The 14,266-nt window shown below is 39.1% G+C and carries 17 protein-coding genes; 9 read left to right on the top strand and 8 right to left on the bottom strand.

What is annotated here, in order from left to right; all coding sequences use genetic code 11:
• The first annotated feature begins 24 nt into the window (after nucleotides 1–24).
• The 5 genes from IM797_RS26760 to IM797_RS26740 all read left to right on the top strand — a co-directional run bounded on the left by IM797_RS26760 (nucleotide 25) and on the right by IM797_RS26740 (nucleotide 5,305).
• Nucleotides 25–777, top strand: a complete 753-nt coding sequence (locus tag IM797_RS26760; protein ID WP_194130296.1) for a hypothetical protein — start codon at nucleotides 25–27, stop codon at nucleotides 775–777.
• Nucleotides 774–1,097, top strand: coding sequence for a hypothetical protein (locus tag IM797_RS26755; RefSeq protein WP_228099159.1), 324 nt, complete (start codon nucleotides 774–776; stop codon nucleotides 1,095–1,097). The genes IM797_RS26760 and IM797_RS26755 overlap by 4 nt, the downstream gene beginning before the upstream one ends.
• An 83-nt stretch (nucleotides 1,098–1,180) precedes the next feature.
• On the top strand, nucleotides 1,181–2,209 hold the full coding sequence (locus IM797_RS26750) for a DUF3078 domain-containing protein (RefSeq protein WP_194130295.1): 1,029 nt from the start codon (nucleotides 1,181–1,183) through the stop codon (nucleotides 2,207–2,209).
• An 84-nt stretch (nucleotides 2,210–2,293) separates the two neighbouring features.
• Nucleotides 2,294–3,634, top strand: coding sequence for a signal recognition particle protein (gene ffh, locus IM797_RS26745; RefSeq protein ID WP_194130294.1), 1,341 nt, complete (start codon nucleotides 2,294–2,296; stop codon nucleotides 3,632–3,634).
• A 132-nt stretch (nucleotides 3,635–3,766) separates the two neighbouring features.
• The gene (locus tag IM797_RS26740) at nucleotides 3,767–5,305 is read left to right on the top strand and encodes a YifB family Mg chelatase-like AAA ATPase (RefSeq protein ID WP_194130293.1); all 1,539 of its coding nucleotides are present in this window, start codon (nucleotides 3,767–3,769) and stop codon (nucleotides 5,303–5,305) included.
• Here the strand turns inward: IM797_RS26740 and IM797_RS26735 are convergent.
• The 5 genes from IM797_RS26735 to IM797_RS26715 all read right to left on the bottom strand — a co-directional run bounded on the left by IM797_RS26735 (nucleotide 5,302) and on the right by IM797_RS26715 (nucleotide 8,752).
• Entirely contained in the window at nucleotides 5,302–5,571 is a 270-nt protein-coding gene (locus IM797_RS26735; protein WP_194130292.1) for a hypothetical protein, read from the bottom strand. The two genes, IM797_RS26740 and IM797_RS26735, sit on opposite strands and share 4 nt — an antisense overlap.
• 29 nt (nucleotides 5,572–5,600) lie before the next feature.
• Nucleotides 5,601–7,034 (bottom strand): COG3014 family protein, encoded by a 1,434-nt coding sequence (locus tag IM797_RS26730; protein ID WP_194130291.1) that lies wholly within the window; start codon nucleotides 7,032–7,034, stop codon nucleotides 5,601–5,603.
• Between the two features lie 26 nt (nucleotides 7,035–7,060).
• Nucleotides 7,061–7,654 carry a penicillin-binding protein activator LpoB gene (locus IM797_RS26725; protein WP_194130290.1) on the bottom strand — a complete coding sequence of 198 codons (594 nt, stop codon included), beginning with the start codon at nucleotides 7,652–7,654 and terminating at the stop codon, nucleotides 7,061–7,063.
• A 32-nt stretch (nucleotides 7,655–7,686) separates the two neighbouring features.
• Nucleotides 7,687–8,058: a DUF5320 domain-containing protein gene (locus tag IM797_RS26720; RefSeq protein ID WP_194130289.1), complete on the bottom strand. Its 372-nt coding sequence runs from the start codon at nucleotides 8,056–8,058 to the stop codon at nucleotides 7,687–7,689.
• 94 nt (nucleotides 8,059–8,152) lie between these two features.
• Nucleotides 8,153–8,752 carry a TlpA disulfide reductase family protein gene (locus IM797_RS26715; RefSeq protein ID WP_194130288.1) on the bottom strand — a complete coding sequence of 200 codons (600 nt, stop codon included), beginning with the start codon at nucleotides 8,750–8,752 and terminating at the stop codon, nucleotides 8,153–8,155.
• Between the two features lie 193 nt (nucleotides 8,753–8,945).
• Between IM797_RS26715 and IM797_RS26710 the strand changes: the two genes are divergently transcribed.
• The 3 genes from IM797_RS26710 to IM797_RS26700 are packed head-to-tail and all read left to right on the top strand — an operon-like array spanning nucleotide 8,946 to nucleotide 10,931.
• On the top strand, nucleotides 8,946–9,818 hold the full coding sequence (locus IM797_RS26710) for a TraB/GumN family protein (protein ID WP_194130287.1): 873 nt from the start codon (nucleotides 8,946–8,948) through the stop codon (nucleotides 9,816–9,818).
• Between the two features lie 2 nt (nucleotides 9,819–9,820).
• Nucleotides 9,821–10,324 carry an RNA polymerase sigma factor gene (locus IM797_RS26705; protein ID WP_194130286.1) on the top strand — a complete coding sequence of 168 codons (504 nt, stop codon included), beginning with the start codon at nucleotides 9,821–9,823 and terminating at the stop codon, nucleotides 10,322–10,324.
• A complete protein-coding gene (locus IM797_RS26700) occupies nucleotides 10,314–10,931 on the top strand; it encodes a hypothetical protein (protein WP_194130285.1) in 618 nt (205 codons plus the stop codon). Before IM797_RS26705 ends, IM797_RS26700 begins: the two co-directional genes overlap by 11 nt.
• 8 nt (nucleotides 10,932–10,939) lie before the next feature.
• On the opposite strand, the gene IM797_RS26695 is transcribed toward IM797_RS26700, so the two are convergent.
• The 3 genes from IM797_RS26695 to IM797_RS26685 all read right to left on the bottom strand — a co-directional run bounded on the left by IM797_RS26695 (nucleotide 10,940) and on the right by IM797_RS26685 (nucleotide 13,636).
• Nucleotides 10,940–12,214, bottom strand: a complete 1,275-nt coding sequence (locus IM797_RS26695; protein ID WP_194130284.1) for an outer membrane beta-barrel protein — start codon at nucleotides 12,212–12,214, stop codon at nucleotides 10,940–10,942.
• Complete coding sequence (locus IM797_RS26690; protein ID WP_194130283.1) at nucleotides 12,211–12,804, bottom strand: RNA polymerase sigma factor; 594 nt, start codon at nucleotides 12,802–12,804, stop codon at nucleotides 12,211–12,213. Before IM797_RS26690 ends, IM797_RS26695 begins: the two co-directional genes overlap by 4 nt.
• A 94-nt stretch (nucleotides 12,805–12,898) precedes the next feature.
• A complete protein-coding gene (locus tag IM797_RS26685) occupies nucleotides 12,899–13,636 on the bottom strand; it encodes a DUF4397 domain-containing protein (RefSeq protein ID WP_194130282.1) in 738 nt (245 codons plus the stop codon).
• A 164-nt stretch (nucleotides 13,637–13,800) separates the two neighbouring features.
• On the opposite strand from IM797_RS26685, the gene IM797_RS26680 reads away from it, so the two are divergent.
• Entirely contained in the window at nucleotides 13,801–14,265 is a 465-nt protein-coding gene (locus IM797_RS26680) for a nucleoside triphosphate pyrophosphohydrolase family protein (protein WP_194130281.1), read from the top strand.
• The last annotated feature ends 1 nt before the right edge of the window (nucleotide 14,266 follow it).

Raw genomic sequence — 14,266 nt, 5'->3', positions numbered from 1 at the left:
GTTATCTTGTAGCTTTGTGTTTCCATGAAATTTTTTAGTCTATTCATATTTCTATATTGCTTTGCCATTGAGGCCATTGCACAAAGTACAACAGTGCAGGGCTTTGTCATAGACAAAGAATCAAAGTTACGCCTGGCTAAAGTCTATATCTACAATCCACACAACGATGAAGGGATATACAATACGCCTAAAGGGGAATTTAACATCAAAGCCAGTGTAGGTGACACCCTGTTTGCTGTACTGCAAGGTTATGGACTGGACACCGTAGTAATCAATGACCATAAAGCCATTTATTTTCAACTCAAACCCCTTGGCATTACATTACGTGAGGTTTCTATCCTGGGCAGTAAATACACGCCGAAGGAACTGCATGAAAAATCTTTAAAGGAATACAAATATGCACTGGATAAGGGGAAAGCAAAGGATTTGCTAAATCTGGGCCTTGGTGGCGTTGGCCTGGGCATTGATGCCATTTATAATTTGCTAAGCAGGGATGGTAAAAATGCCCGTCATTTACAAAAGATTATTGAACGCGACTATAAAGAAGCCATTATTGATTATCGGTTTAAACCCGATTATGTAAAACGGGTATTACAGATCGGTGATTTTGAAGCTGAAGACTTCATGAACCAATACCGCCCAACTTATGACTTTGTTTTAAGCGCGTCTGATTATGCTTTTGTCGTATACCTGAAAAACAATTATGCGAGTTATAAACGAAATCCTGCGGCATTCAGGCTTCCTCCATTGCCGAAAGTAAAGGTTGAACAGTTTTGAAACCGTATTTTTTAGTATACAAAAAGCTTCCGGCCAACGCCATGGCTATTTTTCCCTTCATCATTTTGAAAGAGAAACGCCTGCAGTCAGATTTTGTGCTGGTCAATCATGAAAAAATTCACTTCCGTCAGCAACTCGAACTATTGATTATCCCTTTTTATGTTTTGTATTTGCTGAACTATCTGATCAACCTCATGAAGTATAAAAATCATGATCAGGCTTATTTCCACATCGTTTTCGAAAAAGAGGCTTATGCCTGCGATCAAAACCTGGAATATCTTAAACAAAGACGTTTTTTTTCCTGGGCAAAATATCTTTAACCGGACCGGCTCATCTGCTCATTTATCCAAATAGTTTAGCATTAAACTTTTAATAAGCAACAATTTTGTTTTTCTTTGTAAAGATGAAGAGTTTTTATGCTTGCTTACTGTTCGTTTTTGTTGGATCAACAATTTTACACGCACAAGAGATTGACACCATCCCGATTAATACCAAAGGGTTAGACATTAAATTGAAACGTAGCCCCTTGCCAAGCCGCATGGGTAATTTACAGTTTAAACCAGTGGTGATTTCGCCTATGGTTGTTGATGCTAAAGTGAATTATTGGAAAACCCGCACCTCTGTAGGGATCAATGTGAACCAGGCTACTTTTTCAAATAACTGGAAAGGTGGTGGCGTAAACTCCATTGCGGTAGGCGGAGTAGTAAATTATAAAGCCGAATATAGCAAGGAAAATTATAGCTATGTAAGCGAACTGATCCTCGAATATGGTAAGGTAAAGAATAAAGATCAGCTGCAAAAGAAAACCAGGGATAGGATTTTCTGGGACAATAAGGCCGCAATACAATTGTCTAAAAACTGGTATTTCTTTGGATCTGTGAATTTTGAATCACAATTTGATTCTGGATTTTCTTATACCAGAACAAAAGAGGGTAATGAATTTCCAAATCTGATTTCCAAATTCATGTCACCGGGGTATCTTACAGAATCTTTCGGTTTTGAGTATAAACCGAATAAATACTTCTCTACACGTATTGGTACAGGGAGTGCGAGACAAACCTTTGTGTTGGATACAGCAATATATTTAGCAAAAGATGCAAACGAACCAAGCAAAATTAGCAAGTCTCAAACAAAATATGGCGTAGACTTTGGCAAGAAATTCAAAAACGAATTGGCCTTTCAAATCGTAAGTAATTTTGAGAAAGAGGTTTTTACCAATACGCTTTTAAAAGCCAGATACCAGATGTTTATCCCATATGACCGTGCATTGGTCAATATTGATCATAGGCTAGATGTGTCGATCACATCTAAACTAAATCGATTGATGAACGTCTCGCTTACAGGGGTAGGTTTGTTTGACCGAGACACGGATCCAAAAATACAAGGAAACCAAACCCTGGCCCTTGGCGTCATGTTTGTCTTCCCACGTTAAGCCCTTAGAATACTTTATAAATATTACCACCAAAATTAATAACTTTGGGACTTACAAAAAATTGAACACTAAGCATTAAAGAAAATGTTTGAAAATTTACAGGATAAGCTAGATCGTGCGTTTAAGGTTTTAAAAGGACAAGGCAGCATTACAGAGATCAACGTGGCTGAAACCATGAAAGAAATCCGTAAGGCTTTATTAGATGCCGACGTAAATTATAAAACTGCAAAAACCTTTACAGACGAGGTTAAAGAGAAAGCATTAGGCTTAAATGTATTGACTTCGGTTTCGCCGGGTCAGTTGCTGACTAAGGTAATGAACGATGAGCTGACTGCTTTAATGGGTGGTGAGGTTACTGAGCTTGATTTAAAAAATAACCCAACCATTATATTAATTGCCGGTTTGAACGGTGCTGGTAAAACTACCTTTACGGGTAAACTGGCACTTTATTTAAAAAGCAAAGGCAAAAAACCATTATTGGTGGCAGGTGACGTGTACCGCCCGGCTGCAGTAGACCAGTTACAAATTTTAGCGGAACAGGTTGGCGTTCCCGTTTATGCAAATAAAACGTCTAAAGATCCTGTAGCAATTGCCCTTGAAGGTATTGCTGAAGGTAAAAAGAACAACAATAACGTAATCATCATTGATACCGCCGGTCGTTTATCGATTGACGAAAGTTTAATGAATGAGATCTCCGAAGTAAAAGCACAGACGAAACCTCACGAAATATTATTCGTTGTAGATGCGATGACTGGTCAGGATGCCGTCAACACCGCAAAGATCTTCAACGACAGACTTGACTTTACCGGTGTGGTATTAACCAAATTAGATGGTGATACCCGTGGTGGTGCTGCCCTTTCCATTAAATCAGTAGTCAATAAACCAATTAAGTTTATCGGTACTGGTGAAAAAATGGAAGCACTGGACGTATTTTATCCGGAAAGGATGGCTTCCCGTATCTTAGGTATGGGTGACGTTGTTTCCCTTGTTGAACGCGCCCAACAACAGTTTGATGAAAAAGAAGCAGCAGAACTTCAAAAGAAAATCCGCAAAAACAAATTCGACTTCAACGATTTCTATAACCAGATTCAACAAATCAAGAAAATGGGTAATATGAAAGACTTGATGGGGATGATTCCTGGCGTTGGAAAAATGATGAAAAACGTGGAAATTGAAGATGATGCTTTCAAAAATGTAGAAGCGATCATTCAATCCATGACCAAGCATGAGCGTGAAAATCCAGATGTCATTCAGCAAAGCAGAAGATTACGTATTGCAAAAGGATCAGGAAATAAAGTAGAGGATGTAACCAAATTGATTAAACAGTTTGACGACATGCGCAAAGTGATGAAACAATTTTCAAATCCGGCAGCTGCCGCCAAAATGATGCGTAACATGCCCAAAATGCCGCAAGGAAAAATGTAATTCAAAAAATAACTTAATCCCGGTCTTAACAGACCGGGATTTTTTTTGCCCCGTAAAAAATAAAGTTCTTCCATTTTAACCACATTAAGCACATTTCACTATAGTTTCACACTTCATTAATGAGATGTAAATATGTTAATCAAAACATACGGAAGTGCTGTTTTCGGTGTAAATGCATTGACCATAACCATAGAGGTAAGCATTGGTGGCGGCAATAAATATCACATCGTTGGTTTGCCAGATAATGCCATCAAAGAGAGCCTCCGCAGAATTGAAAGCGCCATTCAATCTACCGGATTAAAAATGCCCCGACAAAAGATTGTCATCAATCTGGCTCCGGCCGACATTAGGAAAGAAGGTTCATCTTACGATCTTCCAATCGCAATCGCAATTTTAGCTGCCTCAGGCCAAATTGAGAATCCGGACATAGATAAGTACTTCATCATGGGAGAACTTTCCTTAGACGGCGGCTTACAGCCAATAAAAGGCGCACTACCCATTGCCATTCAAGCACGCGAAGCTGGATTTCAAGGTTTCATACTACCCAAAGATAATTCCAGGGAGGCAGCAATCGTTTCGGAACTCAAAGTCTATGGCCTCAAAAATTTAACTGAAGTCATCTCTTTTTTCAATGGAACAACATGTCCTCCTCAGGTACTAGTCAATACCAGGGATGAATTTTTCAGTAAAGTAAGTAGCTATGAGCATGACTTTTCAGATGTCAAAGGACAAGAGAATATCAAACGTGCCCTGGAGATCGCCGCAGCCGGAGGCCATAACCTCATTTTAATCGGTCCGCCCGGAGCCGGAAAAACTATGCTTGCCAAACGACTCCCCACCATTTTACCACCTCTGAATTTACACGAAGCGCTGGAAACGACAAAAATACACTCCGTAGCAGGAAAACTGAACGCTACAGATTCACTAATGACAGAAAGACCGTATCGAAGTCCGCATCATACCATTTCAGACATGGCCCTGGTTGGCGGGGGTGCAAACCCCCAACCTGGAGAAATATCCCTGGCACACAATGGGGTATTATTTCTGGACGAATTGCCTGAATTTAAACGTAGTGTACTTGAAGTTATGAGACAACCCCTCGAAGACCGAAATGTGACCATATCCAGGGCTAAAATGTGTGTAGAATATCCTGCAAGTTTCATGTTGATCGCCTCCATGAACCCTTGCCCTTGCGGATTTTACAATCATCCGGAAAAGGAATGTATTTGCGGTACTGGCATCGTTCAAAAATACCTGAGTAAAATTTCCGGTCCGTTACTCGATAGGATAGATCTTCACGTAGAAGTTACCCCAGTAAACTTCAATGACCTTACTTCAGCTGCTGAAGCTGAAAAAAGTGAGGTCATCAGAGATAGGGTGATCCAGGCCAGGGAGATCCAGGACAAACGCTTTTCAGCAAACAAAGATTTGCACTACAATGCGCAAATGAGTCCCAGCATGGTCCGAAAAATCTGTAAAATCGATCCAGTCGGTCAAACATTAATTAAAAATGCAATGGAGAAACTAGGTCTCTCAGCACGTGCCTATGACCGGATTCTTAAAGTTTCCCGGACCATTGCAGATCTTGCCAAAAGTGAGGCCATTGAGCCTGAACATTTGGCAGAAGCCATTCATTATCGAAGTCTTGACCGGGACAACTGGTCTGGTTAATCCAGCTCTTCAGCCCCCTCCTCTTCAGCATGCTCTTCCTCTTCAGGAACGTAAGCTACAATTTCCCGACCAATCGCATTGATCTCCTCATCAGTTTCAAAAAGAGGCAGGGCTGTCTCTGCATCCAGTTTCAACCATTGTGATTCCGTATCCTTTTGGATATGAACATATTCTTTTCCATTTTTAAAAATGACGTAAGTATCATTTCCTTCCGGAAATACAGCGTAATCAATTTCTCCGATCTGGATATCAAAAGGCTCCTGCATGGTCGTTCTTATATTGTATTAAATTAACCTTAACGTAAACTGGCATAGTTATAAAATTGCATTTTACCAGTTCCCGTAATCTCTATTGTTTTAACTTCATCATTTCCATTCGCTCCTTTCAAATTAAGCGTAATGGTATTTTGTCCTTTTTTCAAAGGAATGCGCACATAACTAATTGTTGCTGGTAAAGATTGCCAGTTCCGTGTATCTGCTTTTTCAGACAGCAAACCATACAATTGCATACCAAGGCCAAGTCCTTCCAGCAAGCCATTGTCCTTGCCATTCTTTCCAGTTCCCTTTGCACTTTCACGAAGCACATATTCAGCTCCTTTTTTAACCGCCAAACGGGTCAGCACCTTGCTCATCTCAGCAACAAATCGTTGATCAAGTGTTTTAAAAGCCAGTTCATTAATGTCTTCTGCTTTTTCAAAAGTAACTAAAGTGCCGCCGTAATCAATCGTTGCAGCGCTGAAATAAGGCTTTTGTGCAATATATTTCGGATAGGTAGCCCTGAGACTCTCTATGTTTGAAATGTTGGAATTCCCATTGCTGTAATCGTGATTGAACGGAATAATAATGGTACCACCGACATTGGTAAAGAAAAGGTCCCCATGATTTCCTTTCACCAGCGAGAAGAAGAATTCTTCCTGTTGTTTAACCGGAGCAAGACCATTTTCCCAAAAGAAAACCAATGTCCCTCCTTCCGGTTTGGGCTTTCTTTCATATTTAACATTAAAAATTCCCTCAAACCTGTTAAGTTCAGCGGTAAAACCATTCAGATCTGCGGTTCGCATCACGTCTTCTTTCAAGGTCCCGGGCATTGAAGTGCCGTAATAAAGTTGATCTTTACTGTTTAAATAAACCTCAGCAGCATTTCGATAAGCTATAAACGCATTGTTTACATCGTTATCATGCTCATAAATCAATCCTTGCAACATTAAAGAAAAGGCATCTTTTGAATAACGATTGGTCTTCTCATTGAACTTATCACCTTGCTCTTGTGATTGTAAGGTGATCCTTCTAGCTTCAACAATAGCATCTTCCGTTTGGTTCAGGTACAGATAATTCAATGCTTTATAATAATGGATCATAAATTTTTCAAAATCCTCTCCTTTATAACGTTGGGTCATTGGATTAACCAGTGTACCTACCGCAGCATCCATCACGCCACCAAGCCCATTTTCCAGAAGCTGATCTGCTTCATTAAAGTACCTGTTGCTAGCTTCGTAATCCCCATTCAAATGACTGGATTTTCCCTTTTCCATCAGAAAAAGCAGCCTATTACGTGGTTTTTGCAATAATTTGTTTTTATCCAGCTCCTTTTCTGCTTCCTTATAATTACCTGCAGCAATTTGTTTATAATACCCACCAATCATATCATTATAACTGGCACAGCTGAAAAGAAAAAGCATCAACCCCAAAAGGATTGATGCCCTGAAAGTATTCTTGCTGATATTTATCATAGTTATGTTAGTCGGAAATGTACCGACTAATTCTTAACGTATTTAGCAATTTTTTTATCTCCAACCCAAACCACTTCATTGGTTTGAATATCCGTCAATTCCAGATTTACCTGGTAATAAACAACCTTTTGACGCTTATGCGAGTCTACAATGGAGTTGATAGAACCTTGAAGAATATAGTCTGCACCGTTCTCCAATCCAAACTTTTTCATACTGGATACTGAAGAATTCTGCTGCTGGTCAGCTTTCTCGGCACGCAACTCTTCTCTTTTCTTACCTCCTTGTACCAAACGTACTCTTTCGCTTTTAACAAAAACCTGCTCCACATCCTTTACAAACGTTTCCGCATCGATATGTTCATGGCTCTTATTTTGTACAGCACCAACAACAACAACCGGTCGCTTACCTTGTTTATTCTCCAGGTGGCTGGACAACCATTTACCGCCTAAAACACTTTGCGTCATTTCCTCCGCAACAAGTCGCGAATCTGTGTTGTTCCAATTGCCACTAACGTCAATTGCCTGATCCGTGTTTACACGTGTCACTTGCCTGGAGCATGAGGAGATAACGACTCCTGAAATGGCAATAGCCCCGATGGTTATGATTTTTTTGAACTGCATTTTTATTTATATCTAATTTTTAATTGTTACTTCTACCAACCACCATACCAGGAACGGCTTAAACCCCAGCCAAATCCATGACGATGTCCATAACCATAATTCCCAAAACCAATACTGTAATAAGGACTGTTGTAATACGGATTTACCAGATTTAACTGGTAATTCCGTTCTCTTCTTAACTGACGGCGCTCTTCACGGGCCTGATACCAATCGTACGCTTTATAGGTATCCTGAACGGTAGTACCTTGATTACGACTTAAAGAATCAGCAGCAATGCCGTATTTTTGTTGCGCTTCCAGATATCTTGGATTTTGATCAGGTAGCAATTCAGAAGTTTGTGCTTGCGTTGATGTAGACCAAAGCAGGCCTGCGATACAACTTATTGTTAAAACTAAATTCTTCATACGAGTTTCATTTTCATTAAGTTAGCTTAAATCAAAATTACTTATTCTTCTTCAAATTTAAAGCCATTGTGTTTAATTATGACGTTAAAAGATGTTAAATGTTACTTGCCTTTAACTTTTTTATAAATTCTATAAATTTATCACTGCCATAATTGGCTGCTCCTGACTCATGATAAGAAATCCGACCCCTTTTATCAAAGACAACAGTAGTGGGTAAAGCGCCTTTAAAGATCACATCAGGAATTCCACTTGCTGCTGCATAAACCGGCAATCCGTAACCTTTCCGATCCATGTACTTCTGTGCTTTCGCAAAGTCACTATCGGCATCGACCAGGATGAATACCACCTCATTGTCGTCCTTAAACTGAGTGTATAATTTGTTAACGGCAGGCATTTCAGCCAAACAAGGCGGACACCAGGTTGCCCAGAAATTCAAAAAGACCACCTTTCCTTTTAAGCGCCCAAGATCAATAACTTTCCCCGAGGCATCTTTGAATGATATATCCGAAAGATTCCCGGAAAGCTTATGCTGTTCATGTTGCTCCAAGGCCTTTGTATCCGGACTAAAAAGGCCAACCTTCATCAATCCCTGTATCATCAATGCCTTGGCTTCTGGAACAAAAATAAGCAGCAGTAATAAGGCTATAAAAATAGCATTGTTAATGTTCTTTCTATTGAAAATGTGCTTGGCCATAAACTAATCTTGAACGGTAAAATTAAACATTTCACACTGCCTGGTAACAAATCACTTTAGCTTATGACAATTGCTTGTTTAATTGCCACTGAAAATGCTTTTAAACCGCTGAATTGGAAAAAATCAAAAAAAGTTGTAACGAAACATACCATGTGGATACTTATCGTTCAGAAGATATATAAACCACATAAACATGAAAACACTATTCAGATTATTAAGCATTTCCATTTTGGGAATTTGTGTCTTTACCAAAAGCACCAACGCACAGCAAAAAAACGATCCGAATGCCCTCTTATGGGAAATTAGCGGAAAAGGTCTGACCAAACCGTCTTATCTATACGGAACCATACACATGATCTGTACTGCGGATTTTATTTTAAGCAACAATACAAAAAAAGCATTAGACGCTGCTGAACAACTTGTTTTGGAGCTCAATTTCAATGACACTGCTGAGTTGAAGGCGATGGAGGAAGGTATGAGCTCCGCAATACCATTAAGCAAAAAGCTTACAGCACGACAGTTTGAACAAGTAGACTCTGTACTTACCTTAAAGACCGGCGTTTCCTTAAAAAAACTGGATAAACTTACGCTAACCTCCGTTTATAGCTTCGCAATTTCCCAGACGCTTCCCTGTAAAGATATCAAATCGTATGAACAGGAATTTCTTAAATTAGCCAAAGCAACCCAAAAACCAATTGCAGCCCTCGAAACCGTGAAAGAACAGTTCTATTATTTTGGAAAATCTTATCCTGATGATGCCATGGTTGGTCAAATCATCGCATTTGATCAATATAAAGAAATTTTTAATGAGGTCATCCTTGCTTATAAAGAGGAGAATCTGGACGTACTTTACCCACTAATTAAAAATAAAAAATTCGGGTCCACACCAGAAAGTAATCAATGGATGTTAAGTGCACGGAATACAAACTGGGCTAAAAAAATGCCACAAATGATGAAAGACAAAAGTTGCTTCTTTGCCGTTGGTGCTGGCCATCTGGCTGGAAAAGATGGCATAATACAGCTTTTAAGAGCTTCGGGATATCAGGTTAAAGCAATCTTAAAATAACTTTGAAAACGAAAGAGAACGAATTTCTGGCGCAAATTGAACTCAATAAAGGAATCATACACAAGATTTCAAGGATGTATATGGATGATGAAGACGATCAAAAAGATCTTTTTCAGGAAATCATCTGCCAACTTTGGAAATCCTATGACTCCTTTAATCATCAAAGTAAATTCTCATCCTGGATGTATCGTGTAGCACTCAATACCGCTATTGTTTACTTCAAAAAAGAAAAAAGAAAAGATGACGTGTATGCCAATATTGCGCAGGAGATAGAAATCCCCTCAGATGATGCTGAAACCAGGGAAATACAACTTGCTCATTTCTACAAAGCATTGCAGCAACTCGATAAAATTGAAAAAGCACTCATGTTCTATTTTCTGGAGGATTGCTCTCATAAAGAAATAGGAGAAAACCTGGGTATTAGCGAGGGCAATGCAAGAGTAAAACTAAACAGAGCAAAAAACAAATTAAAAGAACTTATAAAAAAACAAGGTTATGAATTTTGATGATTTAAAATCAGCCTGGAACAAGGATTCCAGTAGCCATATTACGATACCAAATACCATTGAACAACTTAAGCGTGCAGAACTACCACTGGACCAGATCAAAAGAAACATGAAGCGCGAATTCGTAGTGCAGGCGCTTTCTGTTGTATTAATTGGATTCATACCCCAGATCTACAAGCTTAAGCCAATACTGCTTTTACCTTTCAGCATCATATACCTGTTGTTTGTGATTACCAGCATTTACTTTTTTGCTCGCTTTTACGCCTTTTACAAACGAATAGGTACCGCCTCACTGACAGCAAAAGATGCTTTGTATGAAGTAAATTATGATGTTCGATTAAACATGGAGCTTTACAAAATGTTTAGTTATATGCTCTTCCCTTTTGCATTACTGATGGTCGGTTTGATCTTTGTCAATGCAAAATATGACCCTTTTGTTCAGTTATTGCAATCAGGTGCTACCGATAGTTTATACCTTTATATTGGCCTGGGTATCATCACCATTTATGCACTGCTTCATTTCGCAACAATCTATTGGTTGAAAACCTATTATCTGAATTATGCAAAAGAAATTGAACACATTCTAAAAGCACTCAAAGAAGAATAATAATCAAATTAAAAGTCAAACTTTAAACGGATACCTGTGCCGATGAGGTGCAGGTTTTCTTTTGAATATTCTTTTATAGGCAACTTCATGAAAGGCTCGATTGACAGCGAATTTTTGCCTGAGATCTTTTGTTTATAGCCAATAGAAAGGTTATAAAACCCTAAATATTTATCATTCCTGATCTCGTCTGCAGGAACTGGTTCCGATACAGAAGACTCTGTAAAGACGGTTTTAAATGCAGAATAGCCTGCTACACTAGCTGAAGGAGTTTCCAAACGCCCTTCTATATAATTGTTATTCTGTTTCTGATTCAAGACAGCAAAAGCAGACACCCCAACATTCGTGTAAAAACGATCGTTAAAATGATATTTAAGCTCCAGCGGGATATCAAGGCCAACGAGATTGGCATCTACTGATTTTAATCTTTTGGTTTCCTGAACAATTGCAGCTGCGGCTGCAGGAGCATTCATCACACCAGATGCAGGATTGATTGTCTTTGATGCACCGATCTGGTTATATGATAGACCAGAGCTAATTGATACTTTTTTAGACACCGCATACTCCATACTTACACCATAGCCCATGTTGATTTTCTTATCGTTCCCAATTGACGGCGCCACCATCAAACCCAGATCCCATTTACTGTCCGTCTTGTTGACCAGACTATTTTTTGCGGATTGGTTTTTATTTTTTTCCGTCTCGGAATTTAAGAAATCCTCAAAAGACTGCTTCTGAACTTGCGGAACGGGTACTTTAACCATTGCCGATTCTTTTGGCACAACAACAACATCAATAGGCTTTCCAAAATCAGCCTGAGATTTTGATCCTTCATTTGGACTTACAACCTCATTCGAATGGACTAAGCCGGTAACCATCGTATTAGTTTTGGCTTGTGTCATTGGCTTAGAAATGGAAATCGCTACATCTGAAGCGGCTTTAGAAGCTAACTTACGTATCTGTTTGTGGTCAGAAGGCAGCATTCCATGGGTAGGAACCGAGGTCACATCCGGTACTGTATTTGTCGTTACGGTGCCTGAGGTATCTGGTTTTATAGCCGCAGTGCTTGGCCGAAGTACAACATCAGTACTGCTGTTCATATAAAAAAGTGTAAATCCAATCAATAAAACTGCAGCGGCTGCACCCAAACGAACCAGCCAGATTAGTCCACCTTTGCGCTTTTGCTTTTCATTGAAATTTTCCCATGCGCCAGGCGCATAAGCTTCCTCATGCAAGCTTAGGCTTTCCTTTATATGGGTTATTAATTCATCATCAACCGGCTTCATATCGGGTGTGTATTAGGTGTGTTCATCGATTCATAAGGACTGTTTTGCGAAGCCAGATACAGTGTTCTCAATTTGTTTTTGGCTCGGGTAAGGTAAACCCTTGATGAACTCTCTGGCATGTTTAACAACTTTGAGATTTCATCGTGGGAAAACCCTTCAATTTCGTACATGTTAAAAATAAGCCGATGTGTTTCCGGCAGTTCATTCAACAATTTCATAATATCCTGGACATTCAATCGAGATACTGCATTGACATCAGTAAGCGGCTGATCAGCCTCGGCAACCTCATCAACATATAAAAAAGTTCTTTTCCCTCGTAAATAATCTATTGCAGTACGTGAAGATATTCTGGCAATCCAGCCTTTAAAGGCTTTCAGTTGCTGATCTGGGGCTTGTGGGGAATTAAATTGAGCTACGCTCTTAAAAATTTTAATAAAACTATCATTAACCAATTCTTCTGCGTCATTTCGATCTGCTACATAACGTAAAATAACAGCCATTAAATAGCCATAGAAGGATTTGTATACCCATTCCTTACTTTTATTTTCGTTTTTTAAACACCCCGCCAATACAGCCTCAAAATCGAGCATCAGGTTTTATTGCATTAAAGATCTATCGCGTAATTATCTTGAACAACAAGGGTATCTGGATGTTAAGCCAAATACCCTTCAAATATAACAGATTTTATTTTGTGGGTATATTGTAGATGCCTGCAGCAGTTTTTAAGCTATCAATCACTGCAGTCTTCAGTCCTTTTGCATAAATGGTATACAATCGGCCATCTTGTATTTTAACGTTTGGTAAGGTCGCTACAGTAGATTTATTCCCATCGCTTTGTTTGATGGTGAAAGTCGCTGCTTCTGCCAGATCAATCGTTGTATAAGGGCTAAATTCAGAATATGCCTTATTGGTAAATAAATCTGCTTCTTTACCGCTCACGGCTAAACTCAATGCGCCTGCATCTTTACTTAAATTGATGAAACGTACTTTGGCCTTATTGGCTTCCGGAGCAGTAACATCATCTTCGATCACCAGGAAGCGCTTTTCATTTGTGGTCAGGGTATCCAATACAAATAGTGTATACCCCAATCCTGAGCTAAAATTAAATTGCTTACTGGTTATAAATTTATTCCCCTTTCTTTTGGCCAGACCGACAGTTCTGATTCCTGGGTTTAAGCTTAAATAGCCATTATTAATCGTATTGTACAACCTGGTATTATACTTAAATGGGTTCTTTTCGTTAACACGGCTTGGATCTACGTAAAAATCCAATGAGACCGTGTCTGGAAAGGCGTTTACCACATACAACCCTGCGAGAGGCCGAACCTCATATTTGTCTTTAGAGCAAGCTGCCATCACAACAGAAACTGTTGCAACAGCCATAAACGTTTTAAATATTCCTTTTAAAGTTGAAGTTTTCATTTGTATCTAATTTATTTTTTAAATCTTTCTGCTAATGGCCATTAACACTTTTCTCTAAAAACGAGGCTCAATACAAAAACGCTACACCTCCGCCGCTTTTTTTATTTTAATTATAATCCGCTAATTTTGTTGCACACAAATTCATTTAAATAGCCCATAAAATTATGCAAGAACCAAATCCTTTAAATCAGGTAGCGGAGTTTCACAGAACCTTTAAACATCCCATTCAGGACGCTCCGGTTATCCCTGCTAAAGAAAGAGCAGATCTGAGAGTCTCACTATTAGCTGAAGAATTGGATGAATTGAAACAAGCCATTGCAGATAACAATCTTGTTGAAATTGCGGATGCCCTTTGCGACCTGCAATACGTATTGTCCGGAGCAATCCTGGAATTTGGACTAGGCGAGAAGTTTAAAGCACTTTTTGATGAAGTTCACCGATCTAATATGAGTAAAGCTTGTAAGTCATTGGAAGAGGCTAATGAAACCATTGCACATTATAAAAACACCCAAGACTGCGAAGCTTACCACAAGGAAGAAGAAGACTTGTTCCTGGTATACCGTACTCATGACGACAAAACCTTAAAATCAATTAATTATTCTCCGGCTAATCTTCAGCACATCATTTAAA

Source organism: Pedobacter sp. MC2016-24 (genome assembly GCF_015223055.1).
Classification (GTDB): Bacteria; Bacteroidota; Bacteroidia; order Sphingobacteriales; family Sphingobacteriaceae; genus Pedobacter.
The sequence above is the reverse complement of the archived record's forward strand: the minus strand, read 5'-3'. Positions and strand labels throughout refer to the sequence as shown.

Bases quoted from the DNA above. Each gene is read 5' to 3' on its own strand.
- IM797_RS26725 (WP_194130290.1), bottom strand. From the start codon at position 7,654: ATGCAGTTCAAAAAAATCATAACCATCGGGGCTATTGCCATTTCAGGA.
- IM797_RS26710 (WP_194130287.1), top strand. From the start codon at position 8,946: ATGAAAACACTATTCAGATTATTAAGCATTTCCATTTTGGGAATTTGT.
- IM797_RS26690 (WP_194130283.1), bottom strand. From the start codon at position 12,804: ATGCTCGATTTTGAGGCTGTATTGGCGGGGTGTTTAAAAAACGAAAAT.
- IM797_RS26730 (WP_194130291.1), bottom strand. From the start codon at position 7,034: ATGATAAATATCAGCAAGAATACTTTCAGGGCATCAATCCTTTTGGGG.
- ffh (WP_194130294.1), top strand. From the start codon at position 2,294: ATGTTTGAAAATTTACAGGATAAGCTAGATCGTGCGTTTAAGGTTTTA.
- IM797_RS26680 (WP_194130281.1), top strand. From the start codon at position 13,801: ATGCAAGAACCAAATCCTTTAAATCAGGTAGCGGAGTTTCACAGAACC.
- IM797_RS26760 (WP_194130296.1), top strand. From the start codon at position 25: ATGAAATTTTTTAGTCTATTCATATTTCTATATTGCTTTGCCATTGAG.
- IM797_RS26735 (WP_194130292.1), bottom strand. From the start codon at position 5,571: ATGCAGGAGCCTTTTGATATCCAGATCGGAGAAATTGATTACGCTGTA.
- IM797_RS26720 (WP_194130289.1), bottom strand. From the start codon at position 8,058: ATGAAGAATTTAGTTTTAACAATAAGTTGTATCGCAGGCCTGCTTTGG.
- IM797_RS26740 (WP_194130293.1), top strand. From the start codon at position 3,767: ATGTTAATCAAAACATACGGAAGTGCTGTTTTCGGTGTAAATGCATTG.
- IM797_RS26715 (WP_194130288.1), bottom strand. From the start codon at position 8,752: ATGGCCAAGCACATTTTCAATAGAAAGAACATTAACAATGCTATTTTT.
- IM797_RS26750 (WP_194130295.1), top strand. From the start codon at position 1,181: ATGAAGAGTTTTTATGCTTGCTTACTGTTCGTTTTTGTTGGATCAACA.
- IM797_RS26700 (WP_194130285.1), top strand. From the start codon at position 10,314: ATGAATTTTGATGATTTAAAATCAGCCTGGAACAAGGATTCCAGTAGC.
- IM797_RS26685 (WP_194130282.1), bottom strand. From the start codon at position 13,636: ATGAAAACTTCAACTTTAAAAGGAATATTTAAAACGTTTATGGCTGTT.
- IM797_RS26695 (WP_194130284.1), bottom strand. From the start codon at position 12,214: ATGAAGCCGGTTGATGATGAATTAATAACCCATATAAAGGAAAGCCTA.